Genomic DNA, 23,703 nt, shown 5'->3' on the forward strand with positions numbered 1-23,703 from the left:
CCGAACGGCATGTACGGTGGTGTGAGAGGGGGAAGAAATTTCTCCCTACTCGATTGTCTGTATTTCTATTTGAAGTGCTGCGTTGCATAAATGGTTGGAAGTTCTCTCTGGTATTTTTCAAAATACTGGTTACCTTTAACCACACCAGCGCCGATTCTCGTGATTCTTGAATCAAGAATGTTTGCTCTGTGTCCTGGAGAATCCATCCATTTCTGGACGATGAACTCAGCTGTGTACTTGCTGGAATCACCTGAAGCCAGCATATATATGTTTTCTGCTACAGCGTATTTTATGGTATGTGCAAAATTGTTTGTTGTAAACATCAGTGCGCTGTGTGACTTAGCTGACGAATATAATGTGTTGTCCCATACAAGCTCTTTCAGTCCGTTTTCTCTCCTGTGTCGATTGGTTACAGCTAAGATGTCTTTCTCAACCTGTGTCAGATGTACATACGATTTTTCTGTCTGTACAGGAGCTGGAGCCGGCGTAGGTGCCGGTGGAGCAGGAGCAGGTGTAGGAGCAGGAGCCGGCGTAGGTGCCGGTGGCGCAGGAGTTGGAGCAGGAGCCGGAGCTGGTGTAGGAGCCGGAGCTGGTGTAGGAGCTGGTGCAGGTTTTACAGCTGGTTTAGCTGCCGGTTTAGCTTTTGGAGCAGTAACAGCTTTTTTTACCTCGGTCTGAGTTTTTGCTGTGCTGACCAGATTTTGGGGCTTATCTGCATTCTGATTTTCAGCTAGTGCATTTTTAAGCGCTGCCGCTTCCTGTGCTTTTCGAATGAAATGCAGTTTCCCTTTGATTTCATTCATTTCATCATTCAGATTGAATGAAAAACCATCAGGATATTTTGAGTTGATCTTTTCCTGTGGAGAAAATACGATTACTTCACTCTTATCTTTAATGTCTGCTTTGACTATACTTTCTTGTCTTACTACTGAGGTCTCAAGTACTTGCTGATCATTTTTATTATCGATCATAAAAAGGGAAGAAACGAAAACAGAAGTTGCGATGAACAATACCATTAGTTTTTTCAAATTCCACCTCATATGTTATAGATTCAATTTATCTGTATTACGTAAAAATCGTAGCATATTACAAATAGTGGTTCAATTTGACTGAATATTCGATAATTAAAGTATAAATTAAGATTATATTCTTGATATGACAAGTTAATCTGATTCCATATTTCTAATTTATGTGATTTAGTTATCAGATGTCGAATAAATTTCAATAGAAAATTTATAGAATTAATTAAACACAAAATGTTAAATTTCAAAGAATTTCAAAGTGAAAAATTTGTTGTAAATTAAAAATAAATTAAAAATTTTGTTATAAGGCTTGAAACCCAATGACTAACTTATTTTAGAACAATATAAAACCGCCGGAGACACCCGGCGGTTTTATATTCAAGGATTTACTATGGTTTCCTAACTTCAATCAGTAGAATGACAAGGTACTGATCTCGTATATCTATATCAATGTAGTCTTAAACGAATCTCTGTGTTTCTCTTTGTATTAGCCATGGATTAAAATCGTGAGCAATTGTATCTTCTGTAATAAAACGGATAACTGCTTTTATAACTCTTTTCATTTGATAACCTCCATGTTTTAATATTTTTTGTTTCTTTTATTTTTCTCTCATGTACATTATCACAAATTTGTACATGCAAGTCAACAACTATCTTTTGAATAATGTTGCAGGAAATCCTGCAAATGATAATTATGCAACGTACAAATCATACTGCTACAAAAAATATCAAGGGTTGCCTGATTTTTGCTGAAAATCAATTTGAAACATCAAATAATTATGATAATATCAATAAACGGTTATCATAAAATCGTTTACATTTAAAAGTTGGTGAAAGGTAAGATGCGAAATCACACTATTGGTAATCAGTTCCAGCAGTTTTCTGATACAATAAATTCAATAGTAATTTAGGAGGTAATCACATTGAAAGAAATTGCATTAGCTGGAGGATGTTTCTGGGGTGTTGATGAATTTTTCTCGCGAAAAGAAGGCGTTTTGTCTACAAAATCAGGATATTCCAACGGACAGGTAGATAATCCGACATATGAAGAAGTGTGTACTGGAAAGACAGGTCATGCTGAAACGGTGCTTGTTCAGTATGATGAGTCGAGGATTTCATTAGAGACAATATTAGAGAAGTTTTTCAAGGTTATCGATCCGACATCATTGAACAGACAGGGTAATGATATCGGAACACAGTACCGTACGGGAATCTATTACATAGATACTAAGGATAAAGAGACAATAGATAATTTTATCGAGCAAAAACAGCCAAGATACAGCAGTCCCATCGTAGTGGAAGTGGAACCCCTCAGGAATTTCTTTGATGCAGAAGAGTATCATCAGGATTATCTCAAGAAGAATCCTAGAGGATACTGCCATATCGACCTGTCCATCGATTAATAAAACATGAAATCCCGATGCGGTGAGTTTATTTTCACTTCATCGGGATTTTTTATGATCGGTTAAGATCAGATAAAATAGATCAGAAAAGAAACGATAAGAGAGGATATGACGATATTCAGCATAATGTTTACTCCCTTAAATGCCAGAATAAGTGAAACAAGACCACCGAGAAGCCCGATAATCATAGAGCCGCCTACACTGAATATTCCGGGGATGATGAGGGTTCCAAGTGCTGCAAGCGGTATGCTGGAAAGAAATCTGGACATATATCTGCTTCTGATTTTTTTTGTTCCGGTTAAGGCTGGAATAAGTCTGGGCAGCTGTGTTGCTAATGCCATACCGATAATGGCCGGTAAATAGTCCTTCAATACTCATCACCTCCAAAAATCATACCGGCCAGTGCTCCTGCGAGGATTGATATGAGTATGCTTAACCCGCTTGAGAGCCTTTGCGAAATGATGGAATTTGTGATCATGCTCACAAGAGGAACATATAACATATTTCCGGATACTTTCAGCGAGGATACCAGAAGAGTGATGAAAAGCGTATAGATCGCAATTTCCAGACCTTGAGAAATGACATCCGGCAGAATATTACCAAACACAATACCTGCAGCTGCACCAAAAACCCATGAAAGATAAGAACCGAGCATAACCCCTTTAGCATAAGATCCATTAAGATCATTATCCAGAGATAAAAATGCAAAGGTTTCATCTGTTAATCCCAGGCTTGTCAGTATTCTGTCAGTGAAGCTGACGTTTATTCTGTTCTGGAAAGACATACCCATCACCACGTGTCTGAGATTAAGCACGCCTACTGCTATCATCATTTCCAGTGGAGCAGTACCCAAAGTGAAAAGGTTAATGGCCATAAACTGGCTGGCGCCGGCATATATAAACACGCTCATGGCGATGATCACCCAGGCTGGCAGACCTGCTTTGATGCCAATAACACCATAAGCGATCGCAATTGGAATATATCCGGTCATGATGGGGAAACTGCTTTTTATCCCCTGGGTGAATGTTCGTTTTTCTATCATCGATAACACTTCCTTTGAAATGACAATATTAATATAATATCAGATATCAGAAGTTTTGGCTTGATTTTGTGGAGGTTGAAATCAGCTGCTGTGTAATTATAGTTATTGAAATGAATTTATACTATGTTTCCCTGTTTGGATCAGCTCTGTATCTGCAGACATTGTCTTTAACCTTTCAAACATTTAGAGAATGACCTATAATAGAAGACGTGAATATAAGATTGATGAGGTGTGCAATGATTGATATTAGTTATGAAATTAAAAATCTGGTAGATTATGCTGTCAGAAAAAAACTTATTGAAGAAGATGATCGCATATATGTTACGAATGCAATAGCAGAAGTGCTGAATGAGGAGAGCTTCTCCGAAAGCACCAAAGAGACGGCAGATGAACCCGTAGAAAATATTCTGGAGAGAATAAGAATCTGGGCGGTAGAAAATAATAAAGTCAAAAATGATGCCAATGAATTCCTTGATTTGCTGGACACGAGAATTATGGGGGTTTTTATTGCAAGGCCTTCGGCTTTCAGAAAGGAATTTTATGATCACTATAAACAGTCTCCTCAGAAAGCTACGGAGTTCTATTATGATTTCGCTAAAAACTCCAACTATATCCGTGAACAGAGAGTGGCAAAGGATATAAAATGGACCTACGACACACCATACGGAAAGATGGATATGACCATTAATCTATCGAAGCCTGAGAAGGATCCAAGAGCGATTGCTCTTGCAAGAAGCGGAATTCTCGAAAGTCATGAGAAATATCCGAAATGTCTGCTCTGCAAAGAAAATGAGGGGTATGCCGGCAGAATCGATCACCCGGCAAGACAGAATCATCGAATCATTCCGATCACGTTGAATCAGGAAGAGTGGTATATGCAGTATTCACCCTATGTCTATTACAATGAACATTGTATCGTCTTTAAGGGCAGTCATGATCCGATGAAAATCACTGTGGATACAATAAAAAGGCTCCTTGATTTTGTTGAACTGTTTCCTCATTATATGCTGGGATCAAATGCAGATCTTCCCATTGTAGGTGGGTCAATCCTTACACATGATCATTTTCAAGGCGGGAATTATGATTTTGCAATGGCTAATGCGAAAGAATATGACGAAATTACTATTGAAGAATCAGGGATCAAAGCAGTCAAGCTGTATTGGCCGATGAGTGTGATCAGACTCAAATCAGACAGTATTGAAAAACTGGTGGATGCTTCAGGAAAAATCATCAGCACATGGAAGAATTATTCGGACCCTGAAACGGGTATCCTGTCTCATACCGGTGAAACGGAACACAATACCGTTACACCTATTGTCAGGTTCAGAAATGGACAGTTTGAAGTAGATCATATTCTGAGAAATAACCGTACAAGTGAGGAGTATCCATTCGGAATCTTCCATTCACACGAGAAATATCATCACATCAAACGTGAAAATATCGGGCTGATCGAATGTCTTGGTCTTGCTGTTCTTCCTTCAAGGTTAAGAGATGAAATGAGTGCACTGAAAGAAAAGATCATTTCTGGAGAAATCGAAAGTATCTACTCAGATGAAATACTGAATAAACATGGTGACTTTGCAAAGAGGATTCTTGAGGTACACGGATCCCTTAATCGTGATAATGCGGATGAAATTCTATATCAGGAAATCGGAAAAGTGTTCATGAACGTACTGGAAAACTGTGGTGTATTCAAAAAGAATGAAGAGGGAGAGAAAGCTTTTCAGAAATGCTTCGAGGTGATGTATGAAAGTATCAGAGCGTAAGATAAAATTAAGTGCAAACGAATTTGATGAAATCACACTAGAAAACTCGAATGGAATCAGGATAAGTTTTCTAAGCTATGGAGGAATCATCACAAGAATTGAAGTGCCTGATCATCAGGGAAAACTGGAAAATATAGTACTCGCATATGAGAATTACGAAGATTATCTTAGTAACCCCGGATATCTCGGTTCTATAATTGGAAGAACTGCAGGCAGAATAAAAAACGGTTATTTTACCATTGATGGCAGACGATATAATCTGGCGAAAAATTACGGAGAAAATTCCGGTCATGGCGGTGCTAAGGGTTTTGATAAGTACGTGTATAATTACGAAATTTCAGAAGCTGAGAACAGAATTGATGTTGACCTTAGCAGAGTTTCTCCACATATGGAAGAAGGATACCCGGGTGAGCTGTATGTTAAAGTGACCTACTCACTATCCGAAGACGATACTTTCATCATTCAATACAGCGGTGTTTCTTCCGAAGACACTCTTTTTAATATGACCAATCATAGTTATTTCAATCTGTCAGGCTCCTTCGATGAAAGCATCAAATACCATGAACTGTTTATAGATGCTGATCATTATTCCGAGATTGACGAAAGCAAAACACCAACGGGTAATCTGATTGAAGTAGCTGATACGCCTTTCGATTTCCGGTATATGAGAGAAATCGGTGAAGAGATGAATTCAGAAGATGAACAGCTGAAAATAGCCAACGGCTATGATCACGCGTTCCTTTTCAGAAATAACACAGGAACGAAGATCAGGCTTGCTCATCGATATTCGGGGAGGGTGATGGAAATCGAAACCGACAATCAGGCAGTTGTCGTCTATACGCAGAATTTCTCTCAAGGTCAGATCATACAGGGTGGATCGACGCTTGAACCGTATCGCTCAGTTGCGCTGGAGGTCCAGAAACCACCGGTCGGTTCTAACGAAGTATTCAAAGAATGTTCATTGCTTCCTTCAAATCACACACAGGTTACCTCTACGATATTCAGGTTTTTTACAGAGGATAGTGAATAATCGTTTAGAGGGTGATAATTAACATTTTTGACAAGACAGATGGCAAGAATAGTTCTATAATAAGGTCATTATAAATTTATATTATAATAGGAAGAGATTCTTTAAAAATGCAATAAATTGTTAAATTAGTTGCAATAAAACTTTTATGTGTAAACATTGTGAATTTACACGACTTTTTTCTAAATTATTACAATGGAATGAACAATATTCAGCATTTGTGATTTTTTGTTCAAATTGACTTTGTGTAGCAAATATGGGACATTATATAGGTTAGTGTGTTGGAACAAAGTGTATTAATTACCTTTCCAACGCCTAATTTACGTTAACAAAGGGAAAAGGTCACAGAATGATGGGGGAGGAGGAGCAGTATGAAGAAACTGATCAAGGAACTTGTTGAGGCTGATGAGAAAGCCAGGGAAAGTCTTCAAAAGATTAAGGAAGAGCGAGCCAATGTATCAGTAAAGATCATGGAATTGAAACCGGAGATAGAAGCACGCTTTAATAAAGAAGCTGAAGAAAAAATCCAGCAGCATAAGGCACAACTGGAAGACGAATATGAAAAGAAGTCTCTGCAGTATTCTGTTCAGTATGAGAAATCGCTGGAGCAACTCATTGATCGCTTCAATAAGAATAAGAGTACATGGGTAGAGTCGATTTATGACAATTGCCTTAATTCTTAACATTTGGAGAGAAGGGAGTTAAACCGATGAGCAACATTAACAGTCCTGCTCTTGCAGCAAAGGCAAAAGCCATGTATGGGCAAAGACTGAAAAAAGAAGATTATGAAGAACTTCTCCGAAAAAGTTCAGTAGCGGAAATAGCAGGTTATCTGAAGAATGAAACGGATTATGCATCCACCATGCGGGATATCTATGAAAACAGAATCCATCGTGGACAGCTGGAAGGACTCATTCGTCAGAATATGTATGAGAAAATCGAGAAGCTTCTGAAATTCTCAATGCTGACAAAAAACCGATTTTACCGTATGAACATAGTGAAAAGAGAAATTGAAATCATCATCCTTGCGCTTCGTTCAATTATGCCGGATAAGTCGGAAGATGACGAAGCTTATGATGTCATGGTTCGAGATATTCCACTTTCATTATCTGCTTACTTTTCTTTTAATGTGGATGAAATCTCGGAAATTATGACCTATGAGGATATTCTGAATATATTGAGCAGTACGCCATATCAGAAAATCATCAGACCCTATAAGGTTGAAAAAGGTGAGAAGATCGATTTCACCTCGATTGAAAGAGACCTGTACAGATACTACTACACGTATGTTTTCAAGGTCATTGATGAGAACTTTTCAGGAAAGAAGAAAAAGGAGCTCACCGATATATACAGGACACAGATAGAACTGTTGAACATCATAAAGATTTATCGTTTCAAGAAGTTTTTCAAGGTAACAAACGATCAGATCAGAAAATCAATGGTAACCCTGAAGTCAAGAATGAGTGACTCATTTATTAATGAGCTGATTGAAGAACCGACCGCTGAAAGAGTCCTTCAAAGACTGGAGGAATCGAAATACAAGCTGTTTGTGGATGATCTGGACTATACGTATATCGAGTACTATGCAAATGAGATCAGGTATAATCTCGCTAAGCGGTATATGCATTTTTCCATTGAATCTCCAATCGTATTCACTGTATATTCCATTCTTCTGGAAATCGAGATCACCAATATCATTAACATTGTTGAAGCAATTAGATATGACACTCCTCGTAGTGAAATTGAAAAACTGCTTATCTATTAAGAAAGGGGGGACCTGAATGGCCATCGCAAAAATGAAACTGATCAATATAGTTGCTGACAATGAGTATCTGGATGAAGTGCTTGCGAGATTCATCGAACTGGATGATTTTCATCCGGAACCGGCAAGTAAGCTTGCTGGAACTGTTCATGGATTAACAACGCTGTACTATGAAAATCCTTATCTGAAAATGCTCAATCGAATTAGAGAAATCGAAGCTGAGATGGGACTGAAAATCGACAAGAGAGATGTCGATGTTCAGGATTGTGATCTTGAGAGCATCAGTAGATATATAGAAAGAACACATGACAAGTTCGATCAGATTGATTCAAATATCAAAGAAATAAAACTGCTTATACAGGAAAACGAAGATGCACTTAAGCAGGTCAAGAACATCGGTTCACTTGATGTTTCACTTGATGATCTGTTCGGATGCCGATATCTGAACAGCCGTGTAGGAAGACTTCCGCTGGACAGCGAAGAGAAGCTGAAGTTTTATACGAACAGACCGTTTATCTGGAATTCCTTCAGTAAAGACAATAACTACAGCTGGGGTATTTATATCACAAGTCAGGAATATGAAAGAGAAGTGGATAATGTGTTCTCATCTCTTTATTTTGAAAGAATACATATTCCGGATTTCGTCCATGGTACGCCAGAGCAGGCCGAGGATGAGCTGGAAAAGGAAACCGCAAGCCTGAAGAAGGACCTTATGAAACTGGAAGAGAGCAAGTTGGAACTTCTTGAAAGAACGAAGGACCGTTACTCGATGTTCACATCTGTTCTGGAACATGTGAGTAATATTTTTGAAGCTCGAAAGTATGTTATAGGTCTTGGAGGAAGGTTCTCCATAACAGGTTTCATGGCAAAAGATGATATAAAAGGACTTCAGAAGAAATTTGAAGATCTGAAAGATGTGGAAATTGAAGTCAGACCTGCAACAAACGACAAGAGACTGACACCACCTACAAAACTCAAGAATGGATGGTTTTCCGAACCTTTTGGTATGTTTGTCGAGATGTATGGTGTTGCCAATTACCAGGATATCGATCCTACACCGTTTGTCGCACTCACTTATACACTACTCTTTGGAATCATGTTCGGAGATGTGGGTCAAGGACTGGTTCTTGCACTTCTAGGTTGGGCGATGTACAAATTTAAGGGTATGAAACTGGGAGCAGTGGGTATCAGAATCGGATTCTCATCAGCAATCTTCGGACTGCTATATGGATCTGTATTCGGAAATGAACATCTGCTCGATCCTTTCTATATTAATGTACTGGGACTGCCAGGAAAGCCTATCCATACTATGGATCCGGGCTTCACGATGACACTGCTTCTTTCTGCAATTGCAATTGGTGCAGTGCTGATCATAACAACTATTGGTATCAATATCTACATCAACTACAAGAGAAAACATATAGTTGAAATGCTTCTTTCCCATAACGGTGTTGCGGGAATTGTTCTTTACACATTCGCTATTGGCGGAGCTGGACTTATGTTAAGCGGTATCGCGAATCTGTTCAATCCTGTCACACTTATATTATTTGTCGGACTGCCATTACTGCTGATGTTCCTGAAGGAACCGCTGGAGAGAAGAGTTCATGGCGAAAAAATGTTCCCTAACGGATTTGGAGGATTTTTCACGGAAGCGTTCTTTGAACTCTTTGAAATTATCCTTTCCTACATCACAAACACTATGTCCTATATGAGAGTTGCAGGGTTCGTCCTTTCTCATGCCGGTATGATGCTTGTGGTATCCAGTCTGATGGAAATGACCGGAAATGCGGGACCAGTAGTGTTCGTATTCGGTAATCTGTTTGTTATGGCGCTTGAAGGTCTGATTGTAGGTATTCAGGTACTTAGACTTGAATTTTATGAAATGTTTTCCAGATATTATACTGGAGACGGTGTCCCATTCAAATCATTAAAAGAAACATTATAATGGAGGATTAAATTATGTTAAATATTGTTGAATTACTTATCCCGTTGGTGCTGATCGTACTGATTTCTTTACCGCTTGTTAAGGTGTTCAAGGGCAAGATCAGTGGACAGTCAGCTAAGACAAGACTAATCACACATATTGTCATGTTCTTTGTCGTCATTATCGGTTCAGTTGTTTTCTCAGCTGGTGATTTTTCTGTACTTGCTGCAGAAGAGACAGCAGCCGCAGCTGGTGGAATCATGGGTACAACTGCACAGGGTCTAGGATTCATCAGTGCAGCTTTAGCAACAGGAATGTCAGCATTAGGAGCCGGTATTGCCGTTGCAGCTGCTGCACCTGCTGCTATTGGAGCATTCTCAGAGAATGAAAAGAACTTCGGTAAGTCTCTGATCTTCGTTGCACTTGGTGAAGGTGTTGCGATTTACGGACTACTTATTTCTATCCTGATCATTAATAAGCTATAAACCCATAAGGAGGTTTCTATGAAGTTTTTCCTGATAAGCGATAACATCGATACCCAAATGGGAATGCGTCTGGCAGGGATCGAGGGAGTTGTAGTCCATGAGCGACGTGAGGTTCTTAGAGAACTTGAAAAAGCGATGCATGATGAAGAGATTGCCATTGTGCTTATTACAACAAAACTCATTGAAACCTGCCCAGAGGTTATTTCCGAACTGAAACTAAGACAGCTCAAACCGTTGATTGTAGAAGTTCCAGATCGTCATGGTAAACACAAAATCGGTGAAACCATTGACAGATATGTGAGTGAAGCCATCGGCGTGAAATTATGAGGTGAGAAGAATGCAGTATAATACGATTGAAGAGCTGGAAGAGTACTTTAAGAACGAGATTGAGAGAGTTTCTCAAGGTGAAATAAAGAAAATCCAGACCGAAATTCACAACATTGAAAATAGAAATATCAGAGAACTAGAAGAGACTGCCAGAAATAATGCTGAAATCATCGTTAATCAGGAAGTATCTTCAATGGATAGCGAACATGCAATCTCACTCAGCAGAATGGCTGATGATAATCAGAGAAAGCTGATGAAAAAGAGGCAGGAGCTGATCAATAATCTTTTCCTTGAGATCAGAGAGAAACTTGTAGAATATACAAAGACTGATGATTATAAGGAAAAGATGAAAGAAAGAATCAGACTTTTAAGCACTCAATATCATTCTGAAGGAATATTGAAACTTGCACTCAAAGATATGAAACTGGCTGATGAGCTTAGTGCAGGCTTCAGTGGACAGACAGTGGTCAGGCCAGATGAAAGCATCGAAATTGGTGGATTTATACTCGAATATCATCAGGATAGAATCATCATCAATGAAACCTATGATGCACGGCTGAAAGAAGAAAGAGAAATGTTTTATGCCAATTCTGAACTGATAATAGGTTAAGTTCACAGGGCATTGAATGAAATGCGAAGAGGTGATAATTTGAGTGAAAATAAGATATATTCCATCAATGGTCCTGTAATTACGGTTAAAGAAACCAGAGATTTTGAAATGCTTGAAATGGTTTATGTAGGGCATAATCAGCTTCTTGGTGAGGTTATATCCATAAACAAGGAATTTACAACAATTCAGGTTTATGAGAGTACAACCAGTCTGAAGCCGGATGAACCTGTATTTCCTACAGGAACACCGATATCAGTTACACTTGGGCCTGGTATTATAAAAAATATCTTTGATGGAATCGAAAGACCATTGAAAGACATTGCTGTCAAATCCGGAGCTTTTATCGAGCCTGGAAGTAATGTGGAAGCTTTAGACAATAAAAAATTATGGGATGTTACACTGAAGGTCAAAGTTGGTGATCAGCTTTTACCTGGACAGATATATGGTGTGGTTCCTGAAACTGAGCTGATTGAACACAGGCTTATGGTACCTCCTGCATTATCAGGAGTAGTTATCGAGACTGCTGTAAACGGTCAGTACACCATCAATGACTGCGTCGTGAAGATCAAAGATGAAAATGATGAAATTCATGAACTGACACTGATCCAGAAATGGCCGATCAAAACCCCTAGACCCATCAAAAAGAGACTGCCGATATCCATCCCTCTTATTACAGGACAAAGAGTTATTGATACGCTGTTTCCTATAGCAAAAGGTGGTACGGCTGCAATACCTGGCGGTTTTGGAACAGGTAAGACCATGACCCAGCATCAGCTGGCGAAATGGTGTGATGCCGACATCATCGTTTATGTGGGATGCGGCGAACGTGGAAATGAAATGACACAGGTTCTTGAAGAATTCTCGGAACTTATCGATCCGAAGTCCAACAGACCTCTTCTTGAAAGAACAGTGCTGATTGCCAATACTTCCAATATGCCTGTTGCGGCAAGAGAAGCTAGTATCTATACTGGCGTAACTCTTGCTGAATATTACAGAGACATGGGATATCATGTGGCGATGATGGCTGACTCTACATCAAGATGGGCTGAAGCTTTGCGTGAAATCAGCGGAAGACTTGAAGAAATGCCGGCGGAAGAAGGTTTCCCTGCATATCTCCCAAGCAGAATTGCACAGTTTTACGAGAGAGCAGGCTATGTTGAAAATCTGAACTTCTCAGAAGGTTCGGTTTCCATCATTGGCGCGGTATCTCCACAGGGAGCAGATTTTTCTGAACCCGTAACTCAGAACACCAAGAGATTTGTACGCTGCTTCTGGGCACTAGACAAGCAGCTTGCCTATATCAGACATTATTCTGCAATTAACTGGAATCAGTCTTATTCAGAATACATCGTTGATTTATCCAGATGGTTCAATAAAAATATAAGCCCTAGGTTTTTACTGAACAGAAAAGAAATTACTACATTACTTGCCGAGGAAAATAAGCTGATGGAAATTGTAAAGCTTATAGGAAGTGATGTTCTTCCTGATGATCAGAAACTTGTCATTGAAACGGCAAAAGTGATCAGAGTAGGATTCCTGCAGCAGAATGCATTCCACAAAGACGACACATATGTACCTCTGGAAAAACAGATGAAGATGATGGATGTCATCCTTTATCTCAATAAGAAAGCCAGCGATTATCTGCTTTCAGGGAAATCATTGAACATGCTTATCGGTACCGGAATATTTGAAAAGGTCACCAGAATGAAATATGATGTGCCCAATGATGATATTGGAAAGCTTGATGATTATTTCCGTCTGATTGAAAATGCAATAGCCAAGGTATATTAAACTGAAAGGAGGAAATCAGTTGAGCCTTCAATATTTAGGACTAAGTGAAATAAACGGGCCATTGGTCATTCTCGATAATGTAGAGAATGTGGGATACGAAGAAATGGTAGAAATCTCAATGGATGATGGCACGAACAAAATGGGACGTGTGGTTCAGATCGAAGGGAAGAGGGTTGTTGTACAGGTTTTCGAAGGTACAAACAGACTCTCCCTCAAAAATACAAAGACAAGATTTATGGGTAAGCCTATGGAAATCCCACTGTCGAAAGAACTGCTGGGAAGAATTTTTAATGGTTCCGGAAAGCCTATAGACGGCCTAGGGAAAGTTTTTGCGGACAAAATGGCAGATATAAACGGACTACCGCTTAATCCTGTTTCCAGAGTTTATCCAAGAAACTATATCAACACAGGGATATCAAGTATAGATGCGCTTACGACTCTGATCAGAGGTCAGAAACTTCCGATCTTCTCAGGATCAGGAATGCCGCATAACGAACTTGCGATACAGATCGTAAAACAGGCTAAGATTTCTGAAGGGGATGGAAAGAACTTTGCAGTTGTTTTTGCCGCAATGGGCGTCAAGAATGATGTAGCGGACTATTTCAAGAGATCTCTTGAAGAAGCCGGGGTAATGGAAAATGTTGTTATGTTCATCAACCTGTCAAATGATCCGATCATTGAGCGTACCATCGCTCCTCGATGTGCATTGACAGTAGCGGAGTATCTTGCTTATGAGCATGATATGCACATCCTCGTCATATTAACCGATATGACCTCATACTGCGAAGCTTTAAGAGAGTTTTCAAGCAGTAAGGGTGAAATTCCAGGAAGAAAAGGATATCCGGGATATTTATATTCTGATTTATCTTCCTTATATGAAAGAGCAGGTATCATCGAAGGGGCAAAGGGTTCAGTTACACAGATACCAATTCTGACAATGCCTAATGATGACATCACTCATCCGATTCCAGATCTTACTGGATATATCACTGAAGGACAGATTGTCCTCGACAGAGAACTGCATCAGATGGGTATTTATCCACCAGTCGGAATACTTCCATCACTATCTAGACTTATGAAGGATGGTATCGGTGACGGGTATACTCGTAGCGATCATTCCTCCGTAGCTAATCAGCTATTTGCCTGCTACGCTAAAGTACAGGATGCGAGAAGTCTTGCATCGGTAATAGGTGAAGAAGAATTAAGCGATGTGGACAAACTGTACATCGAATTCGGTCAGCTCTTTGAATCAGAATTCCTCGCACAGGGAATGGAAAGCAATCGAGATGTCATTGATACACTTGGACTTGGCTGGGATCTTCTATCCATTCTTCCTAAACAGGAACTTGACAGAATTGACTCTGAATTTCTGGATAAATATCATGATCGCGAACGTGCGTTTAGTCGATTTGATCTCACAGAAAGGACGATCATCAAAGAGCTCACAACGGATGGTGAGTAATTATGGCAAATAAACAAGTATTTCCGACTAAAGGAAATCTTATGGCAATCAAGAAGTCTAATGCCCTTGCAAAAGTCGGGTTCGACCTGATGGACAGAAAAAGAAATATTCTCATCAGAGAAATCATGACAAATCTTGATGACATCAAGAAGCTGAGAGATGAAATTTCTGAAGTCTTCGGTAAAGCTTATCAGGCTCTGCAGGAAGCGAACACTACACTTGGAATCATTTCCGATCTTACCAATATGGTACCCATTGATGATGGGATAACCATGACTTATCGAAGTGTAATGGGTGTGGAAATTCCAAAGGTCATTTATGAAAGTCATCCTTTAAAGCTGACATATGGTATGGAGAGAGCGAATACAAAGTTCGACTATGCTTATCGTATGTTCCATGAAGTGAAGAACCTGACTGTAGTACTGGCTGAGGTGGAAAACAGCGTATATAGACTTGCTAATGCCATCAGAAAATCGCAGAAAAGAGCAAATGCTCTACAGAATATTGTGATTCCGGGGTTTGAAGAGAATATAAAATTCATTACTGAAGCACTGGAAGAAAAAGAACGTGAAGAATTTACCAGGCAGAAAGTGATAAAGTTGAAGAAAGACAAGAAAAATAAATAACTGATTTAACCTGCAGCCGATGATAAGCTGCAGGTTTTTCTTTTGATTTTCTTATACGCGATGAGACAGAAGGAAAATCATTCGCAAACTTCTGTGACCATCCTAAGAAAGAAAAGTGCAGCCCGCTTTTGAATTAAATCAGCTATTAAGCTAGGTGATACCGTATTCTCAGATCATCTATAGAAGCAGTCAGAATATTCAATACGTTATATTAGAGAGGATTTCATAGATAATATTCAGTAAATTCAAATAATTAGACTATTACATTATTACAAACTGGTATTATATGTAAATGTGAAACTTATTAATATACCTTAATTTTTCCATGAAGATAGTGTAAAATGACTTTATGGAAACAGGAGGGAATTATGAAAAAGAAAATTACAAGTATTGTCGCAGCGCTGTTAATTGTAACATCCGTTAATGTTTATGCCACCGATACAAGTAAGTATAAGAATAAAATCAACCAGAACAACAGCAAAATCAATGAACTATCCAGTGAAAAGAAGGATGTTCAGCAGAAGAAGAATGCCGTTAGTTCTGAAGTGTCAAAAATTATAGGCAACATCAATCAGCTTTCAGGTGAGATAGATAAGCTTAGCGGTAACATCGCCGCAAAAGAATCTGGTATCACACAGAAAGCGAAAGATATAGAAGCTATGGTCCTTAAAATCGGGGAACTGGAAGCGGGAATTGTAACACAGATCAATGAGATCAGAGGTCAGGAAGAAGAACTGACCAAGCAGGAAGATATACTTTCAGAAAGAGTACGTTCAGCATATAAATTTAATTCTTTCGGCAGCATGATCTTTACATTAATGCAGTCAACAAGTATTGTCGACTTTACAGAAAGACTGATGTTCATTGAAAAAATGGCTGAGAAAGACAGAGAAGTCATGGCAATTATTGATGGAATCATAGTTGACCTTGAGACAAAGAGAGCTGAACTGGAAGCGAATAAAGCAGAATCAGAAACAATAAAAGCTAAACTTGATACCGAAAAGGTATCTCTTGAAAACGAAAAAGCATCACTGCTTTCTGAGAAATCAAGCGTTGAAAGCAAACTGGCTGAACAGAGAAATCTGGAAGAATCAAAGAAAAATCTTCTCGCCAATATGACTCAGGAAGAACATGAAATAGCAGATGCTATCGGCGACATCATGGAAGAAAATGAGAAGCTTGAAGAAGAAGTTCAAAGAGTCATCCGGGCAGCTCAGGAAAAAGCAAGAAGAGAAGCAGAAGCAAGAGCCAAGGCTAATGCAGGTAAGAATCAGAAGCCAGCTGCGAGCGCACCTGTGTCATCAGGCGGTTTTGTCAGACCGGTAGGTGGAAGAATCAGCTCACCTTACGGGTATCGTATTCATCCAATTTCTGGCAGAAGACAGATGCATAGAGGAGTAGATTATGCAGCACCGATGGGTGCAGCAGTAGGATCAACAAAGGCTGGAACAGTTATTGTAAGAACCTACAACTCAAGTTATGGAAATTACATCATCGTTGATCATGGAAACGGAATTGCCTCACTATATGCTCATCTAAGCGGTTTTGCGGTGAAGAACGGGCAGACAGTTGGTAGAGGTCAGACAATCGGATATATCGGTTCCACCGGTTCAAGTACTGGTCCACATCTTCACTTTGAAATAAGAGTAAATGGTGTTCATCAGAACCCGGTCAATTATGTAAAATAACATTTCAAAGAGAGCTTCGGCTCTCTTTTTTATGTTTAGCGAAATGGCAAAAAAATATTCAGATTTTCTGGGAATATAGTTTTCGTCAAAGTTAACTGGATATTTGAAGTTGAATAAAGAAATGAACTGAAGAAAATTGAAGTATCTATAATTAATATTATTAATAGATATTAATATATGCTAATTTAATTATAATCAATAAAAGAATGGCAAAATAAATATCAAGTATATGAGATGAATTGTTTATCGATGTAAATATTGATAAATAATTGACGAAAATGATGCTTTTAAAGAATTTAATATGAATCTGCGATTTTTTTAATGAAATATGCAATATAGATCATATATTGTTACACTGTCGATTGAATCTTCTTGTGGAATTCCGTAATAACCTGTAATTTTAGGTCATACGGTTTGAAAGGAGCTGATTCATATCTACTGTAACGAAGAAATTATCGAGAGAATAAGAATGGGTGACAAGGACGCTGAGGAGGAAATCATTGAGTGCAACAAAGCGCTGATCTACAAAATCATAAAGGACTATTATTATGCATCTTCGAATCCGTCAGATATGGAGGATGTATTTCAGGCAGGATGTCTGGGTCTGCTTAAGGCGGTCAAAAATTTCAAACCTGAAATGGGGAACAAATTTGTCACGTACGCCTATTATCTGATTCGAGGTGAGGTTCAGAGAATCTATGAAGAGCATTCTAGAAGGGAAATCAGTATATCTTCGATTCATCTTAGGAACAGTGAAGGATATGTGATGGAATGTCATGAAGAAATCATGGAATATATCCGTAATGATCGTGGAGAGGGGGACGATGAGTGGAATCACCTGAAAGAAACCCATAATAAACTATTAGTGGAGAATCTGCTTGAACAGGTAACGCCGATTCAGAAGAAAATACTCCGATATCGTTATTTTGATGATCTGTCCCAGCAGGAGATCGGGGATAAAATCAATAAATCTCAGGTTTATGTCTCCAGAGAAGAGAAAAGAGCGAGGAAGAAGCTTCTTAGCCTCATGGAAAATCAAGAGTGCATATATTAGCGGTCACTGTACTGTTTTTCATGATCAGTATCTATCTGCTGTCTGCTGATTCTGCTCTGATTCTGTTTCTGATATTATGTCTTTTCATACCCATCATAGCAAAATGCAAGAGAAGACTGCTCACTGTACTTATTACTGCACCATTACTTGCCTGTCTATCCCTGGAATTATATTACATGCCGGTTGTTCCATCTCAGGTTAGAGTTACCGCCGTATATCAGAGGACTGCTGTAGTGAGAGACGGGTTCCGACGTTATGAGATTCAGATCGGTGAACTGTTTCTGAAACCCGGAAATATCATAACAGCGCATTTCCTTCTTGAACCCTTACCTTACGGGAATAACGGATATGTCGGCAGACTCACACTGATCAATCCGTCAGTACATGAAGATGTCGTGACAAAACTGAAAGACCTGAAAAAGACTCTGATTGAAGAAGCGATCGATACCTATGGTTACGATCAGGGGAGGCTAATGGCTTCACTGGTTCTTGGGCATAATGATGATGTAGATGCGAAGCGGCTCAGGGATATGAGATCCATGGGTATTATGCATGTGCTCTCCATTTCCGGCTTTCATTTTGGTCTTCTGGATATGGCACTTAAAAAGTTAAAGCTTGGGAGAAGTCGGGTGATACTTCTAGGAGCATATGCGTTCTTCATCGACAGTATTCCTGGTTACAGAACCATACTTACCCTCGCTCACAGAACCCTGGCTTTTTATTTCAGAAAAGATGTGGATCCGGTTACAGGATTATTCTTTGCGATGTTCATACAGGTTTTTCTCAGCCCGTATATCATTTTCAAAACCGGATTTCTGCTAACCTACCTTTCGACGCTTGGCATCATTCTTTTCCATGAATCGATAATGAAGTATATGCATGGTTTGCCTGCTTTTATGATGAAGTCATTTTCCCTGACGTTTGCGGCGCTGTCTCTATCTTTACCGCTCATTCTTTCTTTTTCACCCGATTTTTCACTCGGTGTTTTTTTAGGGAATATGTTCCTTGTACCTGTTTATACGATAGTGACATACCTTTCTTTCATGGGTATACTTCTGATGAAGATTCCATTACTTTGTGCTGCCATACTCCCGTTTATTGAAGTGTTCTTTACCCTTGCAGGACATCTTGCCGGCTTTATGGGAAGCTATGTTCTGAGCATCGATCTATCACACCTCATCTATAATTATGTCCCGTATCTGGCCATAACGTCGGTATTTTACTTTAAGCGTGCCTATAAAAGAGCCGTATTCATTACACTCCTTCTTTTATCTGTGAGCCTGCCTTGGGGAAGTTCTTTGAAAATCTACAATAAATTCGGTTATCCATATATACGGATAACCCATAATTTCAGTAATTATGATATTATGGATTATAGAGTAGCCGAAGGCGGATTCATCCCTCTTCGGAAAGAACAGACGGTCCTGGTTGACAAGCGAAAGATTGTGCTTAAACCAGCAGATAAGGACAGGCAGGTGCCTCATATCTATATAGATGGTGAGGAGCTCTTCCTTGAAAGGGATCTGAAGTATCACGGCGGTGTGATGCTGGTAAAAGGGTTTATTTTTTTCGGTGAAAGGATAATGAGGGTAAGATAGTGGATTATTTAGAGTTAAGAGAAATCGCGAAGAAAGGTCAGAAAAAAGCATATTTTCTATATGCACAAGATGAACAGCTGATTTTTCAGGTCAGAGATGAAATCAGAAAACATGTCATTAAAGAAGAAGATTCTCTCAGTCATATCAGACTTGACGGTAATCGCTGTACATATGAAGACATACAGAACGCCATATCAACGTATTCCATGTTCAGTGAGGATATTCTGGTGGAAGTGTCTAACTGTCACTTTATGGACGGCAGTCCCTCTTCGCCCATGAGAGAGCTTATAGAAGGGTATCTGGCTGATCCACGAGAAGATTTATACTTTGTGGGATATTATAAGTATGAAAATGAACTCAGCAAGAAGAATTTCTATCTTGATAATCTGAAAAAGAAAATCAGCAGCTTGAGTATCATTGAAGGGATTGACTCGCTGAAACCAAAAGGAATGGTAGGGCTCATAGAATCGCTTTTTGCAGAAAAAGGCATTGAGATCAGCAAGACCATACCGCCATTTATTAGTGAAGTATTTAAAGGGAACTCTCTACAGCTGGAAAAAGAAATTGATAAGCTCATTGCATATACTGATGGACGTGAGATCAGAAAAGAAGATGTTCTCACCATGATTGAAGTTTCTGATGAACGACATGTCATGAATCTCCTTGATCTGATATTCACCGAAAGAGGACTGGGCAGAAATATCAGGGATATTCTTAACCTTGTGAATGATCTAATTTATCGGGGAGAAAAGGCGGAGATGGTCATAGGGCTCATCGGATCGAGACTGAGACTGCTCTTCAAAATCAGGATACTTATCGAGAAGAATGCAGCCAAACAGGAAATCATGAAACAGCTGAGAACGGGAAGTGCATGGTATGCGGATAGAATGATTAAAATTGCAGGAGCTGTTTCATTCAGTGAATACCAGAAACTGTTTAAAGCACTTCTGGATCATGAGTTTATTTTAAAGACCACATCAGTGGAGACGATGTCACTGCTTGAGATGATGATTCTGTCCATCGTAAATGCAAGAGACGCAAAGTAAATGTTATATGCGTTAAGGACCACACAGCTGTGTGGTCCTTCTGTTAAGCAAAAACCCGAGCAGTAGAGATTTCTCTACTCTCGGGTGTCAATTATGCTAATTTATTGAATCTAAGTGTAAGTCTGGACTTCTTTCTTGAAGCAACGTTCTTATGAATTATTCCCTTAGATGCAGCCATATCTATGGATCTAATTGCAGAAACCAGAAGTACCTTAGCTTCGTCTGCAGAACCTGCATTAAGTGCAGTTTCATACTTCTTTATAGAAGTCTTGAGTGCAGATTTAACCATTTTGTTTCTAAGTGTCTTGGCCTGTGTTACCTTAATTCTCTTTTTTGCTGATTTTATATTTGCCACTATTTCACCCCCTCCAATTATTTTTCAGTAATATAATTTTTCAATATTACCTAAAGGGTTAACTCTAGCAATTTGGGGAAATATGCTTGCGAGTCTTTAACATTGGTATTATATCATTCTGGCATTAGAGATTCAAGCATAATTAAAATATATTATATTAGGAGAGAAATGGAAAACTGTGATGTTGCCCCCCTAAGTTATTTTTTAAGTTCCGGTTAGTGACAATTATGTGGAACTTACTCTAGTAAAGCAAAACAGGAAGAGAGTCTGTGCTCATGGATGAAGCATTTGATATCAATATTAAAGGTGTGGTTTACGGTATACAGGTCTCGGCAAATGAAATGAAGAAGGAGGAAAATGGAGGCAATGTCATTAATGCATGCACTAGTAGAGAACTGGAAAGTTTTGAACTGCTTGGCATATATTATCCCTCTTAATTCTCGGTTATGGGGGGCTCAGATAGCTGCTAAGAGGTTGCTCAGTATAAAACACGGTAAATCATAATATCCAGGTATAGTTGTGATTTTTATGTAGACAGATAAGATCGTAAGATGATGGAGCACAAGGGCTCAGAAAAGGGGGAAGCTTTTGACGAGTTCGCGGAAGGAATCTTATGGGGGAAGATACAGAAACCAGAGAATGTTCAAGAACTAGTGTTTTTTAGCTTCAGAAGGTTCTAACTATATTACCGGACAGAATATCATCACTGAGGGAGGGAAAGTATTCAACTAGAATAAATTAGTTCGAGAAAGAGTGATTGCTTGAGTCTTAAAAGATTCACAGCATTCTATGTCATGTAAGGAATTAATCGGTTATACTTATTCCATGATTAAGCGAAATAAAATTCCGTATTGACCATCCTATGTTATAATATAATGTGGGAAAAAGTTAAGAGGTGAAAGTAATGCAGAGTGAAAGACAAAAGAAAATTAGGAATTTTTCCATTGTTGCACATATCGATCATGGAAAATCCACTTTAGCCGACAGGCTCATAGAATATACCGGTACACTGTCTCATAGAGAGATGGATAAACAGGTACTGGATAGTATGGATCTGGAACAGGAAAGAGGTATTACAATAAAATCTAAAGCAGTGAGACTGATTTATAAAAGAGAGGATGGCGATTATGTCCTCAATCTTATAGATACACCCGGTCATGTAGATTTCAACTATGAAGTCTCTAGAAGTCTGCAGGCTTGCGAAGGTGCTATTCTGGTTGTGGATGCAACCCAAGGAGTTCAGGCTCAGACCCTGGCAAACTGTTATCTGGCTGTAGATAATAATCTTGAAATACTGCCTGTAATCAATAAAATCGATCTGGCTTCAGCCCGAGTGGATGAAGTCGTTAAGGAAATAGAGGATGTCATCGGACTGGAAGCGGAAAACTGTCCTAAAATATCCGCCAAAACCGGGCTGAATATCATTGACGTTCTTGAAGGTATAGTAGAACATATCCCAGCTCCAGAAGGAGATGAGGATGGAACGTTAAGAGCCCTGATATTTGACTCCACATATGATTCATACAAGGGCGTTGTATCTTTTGTGAGAATCAAGGAAGGAACCATCAGACCTGGTACGAAAGTTAAGTTCATGGCAACAGGGAAGGAATATGAAGTAACGGAAGTTGGCGTATTTGTACCTGAATACCTCCCCGTCAGCGAACTTAAGGCAGGAGATGTTGGCTACATCACAGGAAGTATAAAGAATGTCAGAGATGCAAGAGTAGGAGATACGGTTACAACCGCAAAAAATCCTGCGACTCAGGCACTGCCTGGCTACAAGAAAGCGATTCCTATGGTTTACAGCGGAATTTACCCTGTTGATGGAGCTGACTATGAGGAGCTTAAGGAAGCTCTGGAGAAGCTTCAGATCAATGATGCCGCACTTGACTTCGAATATGAATCTTCCATTGCTCTGGGATTCGGATTCCGTTGCGGATTCCTCGGACTTCTTCATATGGAAATCATACAGGAAAGAATCGAGCGGGAATTTGATATTCCGATTATTACGACTGCACCATCGGTTATCTACAACGTATTTAAAACAGATGGTACATCAGTTCAGATTACAAATCCGACGAATATGCCGGCACCGACTGAGATTGACTTCATGGAAGAGCCCATTGTAAAAGCTTCAATCATCACACCTTCAGACTATGTCGGTGCTGTTATGGATCTTTGTCAGTCAAGAAGAGGGGTCTATGTGAGCATGGAGTTTGTAGAGCAGACAAGAGCTGTTGTCACCTACATTGTGCCCCTTAACGAAATTATCTATGATTTCTTCGACACTTTGAAGTCAAGAACCAGAGGGTATGCTTCACTTGACTATGAACTGGCAGGCTACCAGAAAACCAAGCTCGTCAAACTGGACATACTACTCAACAGTGAAATTGTAGATGCACTATCCATGATCGTACCTGAGGACAGAGCTTACGTCAAAGGACGGAACATTGCAGAAAAACTGAAGGAAGTCATTCCAAGACACATGTTTGAGATTCCGATTCAGGCAGCTATCGGCTCTAAGGTCATCGCGAGAGAGACTGTTAAAGCCATGAGAAAAGACGTTCTCGCAAAATGCTATGGTGGAGACATCACGAGAAAGAAAAAGCTGCTTGAAAAGCAGAAAGAAGGAAAGAAACGTATGAGGCAAGTAGGTTCGGTGGAGGTGCCTCAAGAGGCATTTATGAGCGTCCTGAAAGTTGAGTAGGTGAAAAC

At 39.3% G+C, this 23,703-nt stretch carries 22 protein-coding genes; 18 read left to right on the forward strand and 4 right to left on the reverse strand.

The features are described 5' to 3' along the window. Positions 1–65: 65 nt before the first annotated feature. Positions 66–1,028 carry a CAP domain-containing protein gene (locus RTX25_RS12890; protein ID WP_312654319.1) on the reverse strand — a complete coding sequence of 321 codons (963 nt, stop codon included), beginning with the start codon at positions 1,026–1,028 and terminating at the stop codon, positions 66–68. Between the two features lie 917 nt (positions 1,029–1,945). On the opposite strand from RTX25_RS12890, the gene msrA reads away from it, so the two are divergent. Continuing rightward, entirely contained in the window at positions 1,946–2,425 is a 480-nt protein-coding gene (gene msrA, locus RTX25_RS12895) for a peptide-methionine (S)-S-oxide reductase MsrA (protein ID WP_312654321.1), read from the forward strand. 68 nt (positions 2,426–2,493) lie between these two features. Here msrA and RTX25_RS12900 read toward each other — a convergent pair whose 3' ends face one another. Both RTX25_RS12900 and RTX25_RS12905 read right to left on the reverse strand, forming a co-directional pair. Continuing rightward, on the reverse strand, positions 2,494–2,796 hold the full coding sequence (locus tag RTX25_RS12900) for an AzlD domain-containing protein (protein WP_312654322.1): 303 nt from the start codon (positions 2,794–2,796) through the stop codon (positions 2,494–2,496). Continuing rightward, positions 2,793–3,467: an AzlC family ABC transporter permease gene (locus tag RTX25_RS12905; RefSeq protein ID WP_312654323.1), complete on the reverse strand. Its 675-nt coding sequence runs from the start codon at positions 3,465–3,467 to the stop codon at positions 2,793–2,795. Before RTX25_RS12905 ends, RTX25_RS12900 begins: the two co-directional genes overlap by 4 nt. Positions 3,468–3,703: 236 nt before the next feature. On the opposite strand from RTX25_RS12905, the gene RTX25_RS12910 reads away from it, so the two are divergent. The 15 genes from RTX25_RS12910 (at position 3,704) to holA (ending at position 20,633) form a co-directional block, all read left to right on the forward strand. Beyond that, positions 3,704–5,233 carry a UDP-glucose--hexose-1-phosphate uridylyltransferase gene (locus tag RTX25_RS12910; RefSeq protein WP_312654324.1) on the forward strand — a complete coding sequence of 510 codons (1,530 nt, stop codon included), beginning with the start codon at positions 3,704–3,706 and terminating at the stop codon, positions 5,231–5,233. After that, positions 5,214–6,263: an aldose epimerase family protein gene (locus RTX25_RS12915; RefSeq protein ID WP_312654325.1), complete on the forward strand. Its 1,050-nt coding sequence runs from the start codon at positions 5,214–5,216 to the stop codon at positions 6,261–6,263. Before RTX25_RS12910 ends, RTX25_RS12915 begins: the two co-directional genes overlap by 20 nt. Before the next feature lie 368 nt (positions 6,264–6,631). Next, positions 6,632–6,943 carry a hypothetical protein gene (locus RTX25_RS12920; protein WP_312654326.1) on the forward strand — a complete coding sequence of 104 codons (312 nt, stop codon included), beginning with the start codon at positions 6,632–6,634 and terminating at the stop codon, positions 6,941–6,943. A 26-nt stretch (positions 6,944–6,969) separates the two neighbouring features. After that, positions 6,970–8,025 carry a V-type ATPase subunit gene (locus tag RTX25_RS12925; RefSeq protein WP_312654327.1) on the forward strand — a complete coding sequence of 352 codons (1,056 nt, stop codon included), beginning with the start codon at positions 6,970–6,972 and terminating at the stop codon, positions 8,023–8,025. A 16-nt stretch (positions 8,026–8,041) separates the two neighbouring features. Continuing rightward, positions 8,042–9,967 carry a V-type ATPase 116kDa subunit family protein gene (locus RTX25_RS12930; protein WP_312654328.1) on the forward strand — a complete coding sequence of 642 codons (1,926 nt, stop codon included), beginning with the start codon at positions 8,042–8,044 and terminating at the stop codon, positions 9,965–9,967. 14 nt (positions 9,968–9,981) lie between these two features. Beyond that, positions 9,982–10,431 carry an ATP synthase subunit C gene (locus RTX25_RS12935; protein WP_312654329.1) on the forward strand — a complete coding sequence of 150 codons (450 nt, stop codon included), beginning with the start codon at positions 9,982–9,984 and terminating at the stop codon, positions 10,429–10,431. Between the two features lie 18 nt (positions 10,432–10,449). After that, positions 10,450–10,758, forward strand: coding sequence for a V-type ATP synthase subunit F (locus RTX25_RS12940; RefSeq protein WP_312654330.1), 309 nt, complete (start codon positions 10,450–10,452; stop codon positions 10,756–10,758). Between the two features lie 10 nt (positions 10,759–10,768). Next, on the forward strand, positions 10,769–11,368 hold the full coding sequence (locus RTX25_RS12945) for a V-type ATP synthase subunit E family protein (RefSeq protein WP_312654331.1): 600 nt from the start codon (positions 10,769–10,771) through the stop codon (positions 11,366–11,368). Positions 11,369–11,407: 39 nt separating this feature from the next. Beyond that, a complete protein-coding gene (locus RTX25_RS12950; protein WP_312654332.1) occupies positions 11,408–13,159 on the forward strand; it encodes a V-type ATP synthase subunit A in 1,752 nt (583 codons plus the stop codon). Positions 13,160–13,178: 19 nt separating this feature from the next. Next, positions 13,179–14,621 carry a V-type ATP synthase subunit B gene (locus RTX25_RS12955; RefSeq protein ID WP_312654333.1) on the forward strand — a complete coding sequence of 481 codons (1,443 nt, stop codon included), beginning with the start codon at positions 13,179–13,181 and terminating at the stop codon, positions 14,619–14,621. Between the two features lie 2 nt (positions 14,622–14,623). Beyond that, on the forward strand, positions 14,624–15,247 hold the full coding sequence (locus RTX25_RS12960; RefSeq protein WP_312654334.1) for a V-type ATP synthase subunit D: 624 nt from the start codon (positions 14,624–14,626) through the stop codon (positions 15,245–15,247). Between the two features lie 368 nt (positions 15,248–15,615). Beyond that, complete coding sequence (locus RTX25_RS12965; protein ID WP_312654335.1) at positions 15,616–16,935, forward strand: peptidoglycan DD-metalloendopeptidase family protein; 1,320 nt, start codon at positions 15,616–15,618, stop codon at positions 16,933–16,935. A gap of 469 nt (positions 16,936–17,404) precedes the next feature. After that, positions 17,405–17,989, forward strand: coding sequence for a sigma-70 family RNA polymerase sigma factor (locus tag RTX25_RS12970; RefSeq protein ID WP_312654336.1), 585 nt, complete (start codon positions 17,405–17,407; stop codon positions 17,987–17,989). Beyond that, positions 17,977–19,587, forward strand: a complete 1,611-nt coding sequence (locus RTX25_RS12975) for a ComEC/Rec2 family competence protein (protein ID WP_312654337.1) — start codon at positions 17,977–17,979, stop codon at positions 19,585–19,587. The genes RTX25_RS12970 and RTX25_RS12975 overlap by 13 nt, the downstream gene beginning before the upstream one ends. After that, on the forward strand, positions 19,587–20,633 hold the full coding sequence (gene holA, locus RTX25_RS12980; RefSeq protein ID WP_312654338.1) for a DNA polymerase III subunit delta: 1,047 nt from the start codon (positions 19,587–19,589) through the stop codon (positions 20,631–20,633). Before RTX25_RS12975 ends, holA begins: the two co-directional genes overlap by 1 nt. A 91-nt stretch (positions 20,634–20,724) precedes the next feature. Here holA and rpsT read toward each other — a convergent pair whose 3' ends face one another. Beyond that, positions 20,725–20,988, reverse strand: coding sequence for a 30S ribosomal protein S20 (gene rpsT, locus RTX25_RS12985; RefSeq protein WP_312654339.1), 264 nt, complete (start codon positions 20,986–20,988; stop codon positions 20,725–20,727). 269 nt (positions 20,989–21,257) lie between these two features. Between rpsT and RTX25_RS12990 the strand changes: the two genes are divergently transcribed. Both RTX25_RS12990 and lepA read left to right on the forward strand, forming a co-directional pair. Continuing rightward, on the forward strand, positions 21,258–21,425 hold the full coding sequence (locus tag RTX25_RS12990) for a hypothetical protein (RefSeq protein ID WP_312654340.1): 168 nt from the start codon (positions 21,258–21,260) through the stop codon (positions 21,423–21,425). 467 nt (positions 21,426–21,892) lie between these two features. Beyond that, positions 21,893–23,695 carry a translation elongation factor 4 gene (gene lepA, locus RTX25_RS12995; RefSeq protein WP_312654341.1) on the forward strand — a complete coding sequence of 601 codons (1,803 nt, stop codon included), beginning with the start codon at positions 21,893–21,895 and terminating at the stop codon, positions 23,693–23,695. The last annotated feature ends 8 nt before the right edge of the window (positions 23,696–23,703 follow it).

The organism is Proteiniclasticum sp. (assembly GCF_032054185.1).
Classification (GTDB): domain Bacteria; phylum Bacillota; class Clostridia; order Clostridiales; family Clostridiaceae; genus Proteiniclasticum.

What these genes read in the sequence shown, in the direction of transcription:
- RTX25_RS12945 (WP_312654331.1), top strand. Translation starts at nt 10,769, where the DNA reads ATGCAGTATAATACGATTGAAGAGCTGGAAGAGTACTTTAAGAACGAG.
- RTX25_RS12965 (WP_312654335.1), top strand. Translation starts at nt 15,616, where the DNA reads ATGAAAAAGAAAATTACAAGTATTGTCGCAGCGCTGTTAATTGTAACA.
- RTX25_RS12905 (WP_312654323.1), bottom strand. Translation starts at nt 3,467, where the DNA reads ATGATAGAAAAACGAACATTCACCCAGGGGATAAAAAGCAGTTTCCCC.
- RTX25_RS12935 (WP_312654329.1), top strand. Translation starts at nt 9,982, where the DNA reads ATGTTAAATATTGTTGAATTACTTATCCCGTTGGTGCTGATCGTACTG.
- lepA (WP_312654341.1), top strand. Translation starts at nt 21,893, where the DNA reads ATGCAGAGTGAAAGACAAAAGAAAATTAGGAATTTTTCCATTGTTGCA.
- RTX25_RS12930 (WP_312654328.1), top strand. Translation starts at nt 8,042, where the DNA reads ATGGCCATCGCAAAAATGAAACTGATCAATATAGTTGCTGACAATGAG.
- RTX25_RS12910 (WP_312654324.1), top strand. Translation starts at nt 3,704, where the DNA reads ATGATTGATATTAGTTATGAAATTAAAAATCTGGTAGATTATGCTGTC.
- RTX25_RS12915 (WP_312654325.1), top strand. Translation starts at nt 5,214, where the DNA reads ATGAAAGTATCAGAGCGTAAGATAAAATTAAGTGCAAACGAATTTGAT.
- RTX25_RS12960 (WP_312654334.1), top strand. Translation starts at nt 14,624, where the DNA reads ATGGCAAATAAACAAGTATTTCCGACTAAAGGAAATCTTATGGCAATC.
- RTX25_RS12925 (WP_312654327.1), top strand. Translation starts at nt 6,970, where the DNA reads ATGAGCAACATTAACAGTCCTGCTCTTGCAGCAAAGGCAAAAGCCATG.
- RTX25_RS12920 (WP_312654326.1), top strand. Translation starts at nt 6,632, where the DNA reads ATGAAGAAACTGATCAAGGAACTTGTTGAGGCTGATGAGAAAGCCAGG.
- RTX25_RS12970 (WP_312654336.1), top strand. Translation starts at nt 17,405, where the DNA reads ATGGGTGACAAGGACGCTGAGGAGGAAATCATTGAGTGCAACAAAGCG.
- RTX25_RS12940 (WP_312654330.1), top strand. Translation starts at nt 10,450, where the DNA reads ATGAAGTTTTTCCTGATAAGCGATAACATCGATACCCAAATGGGAATG.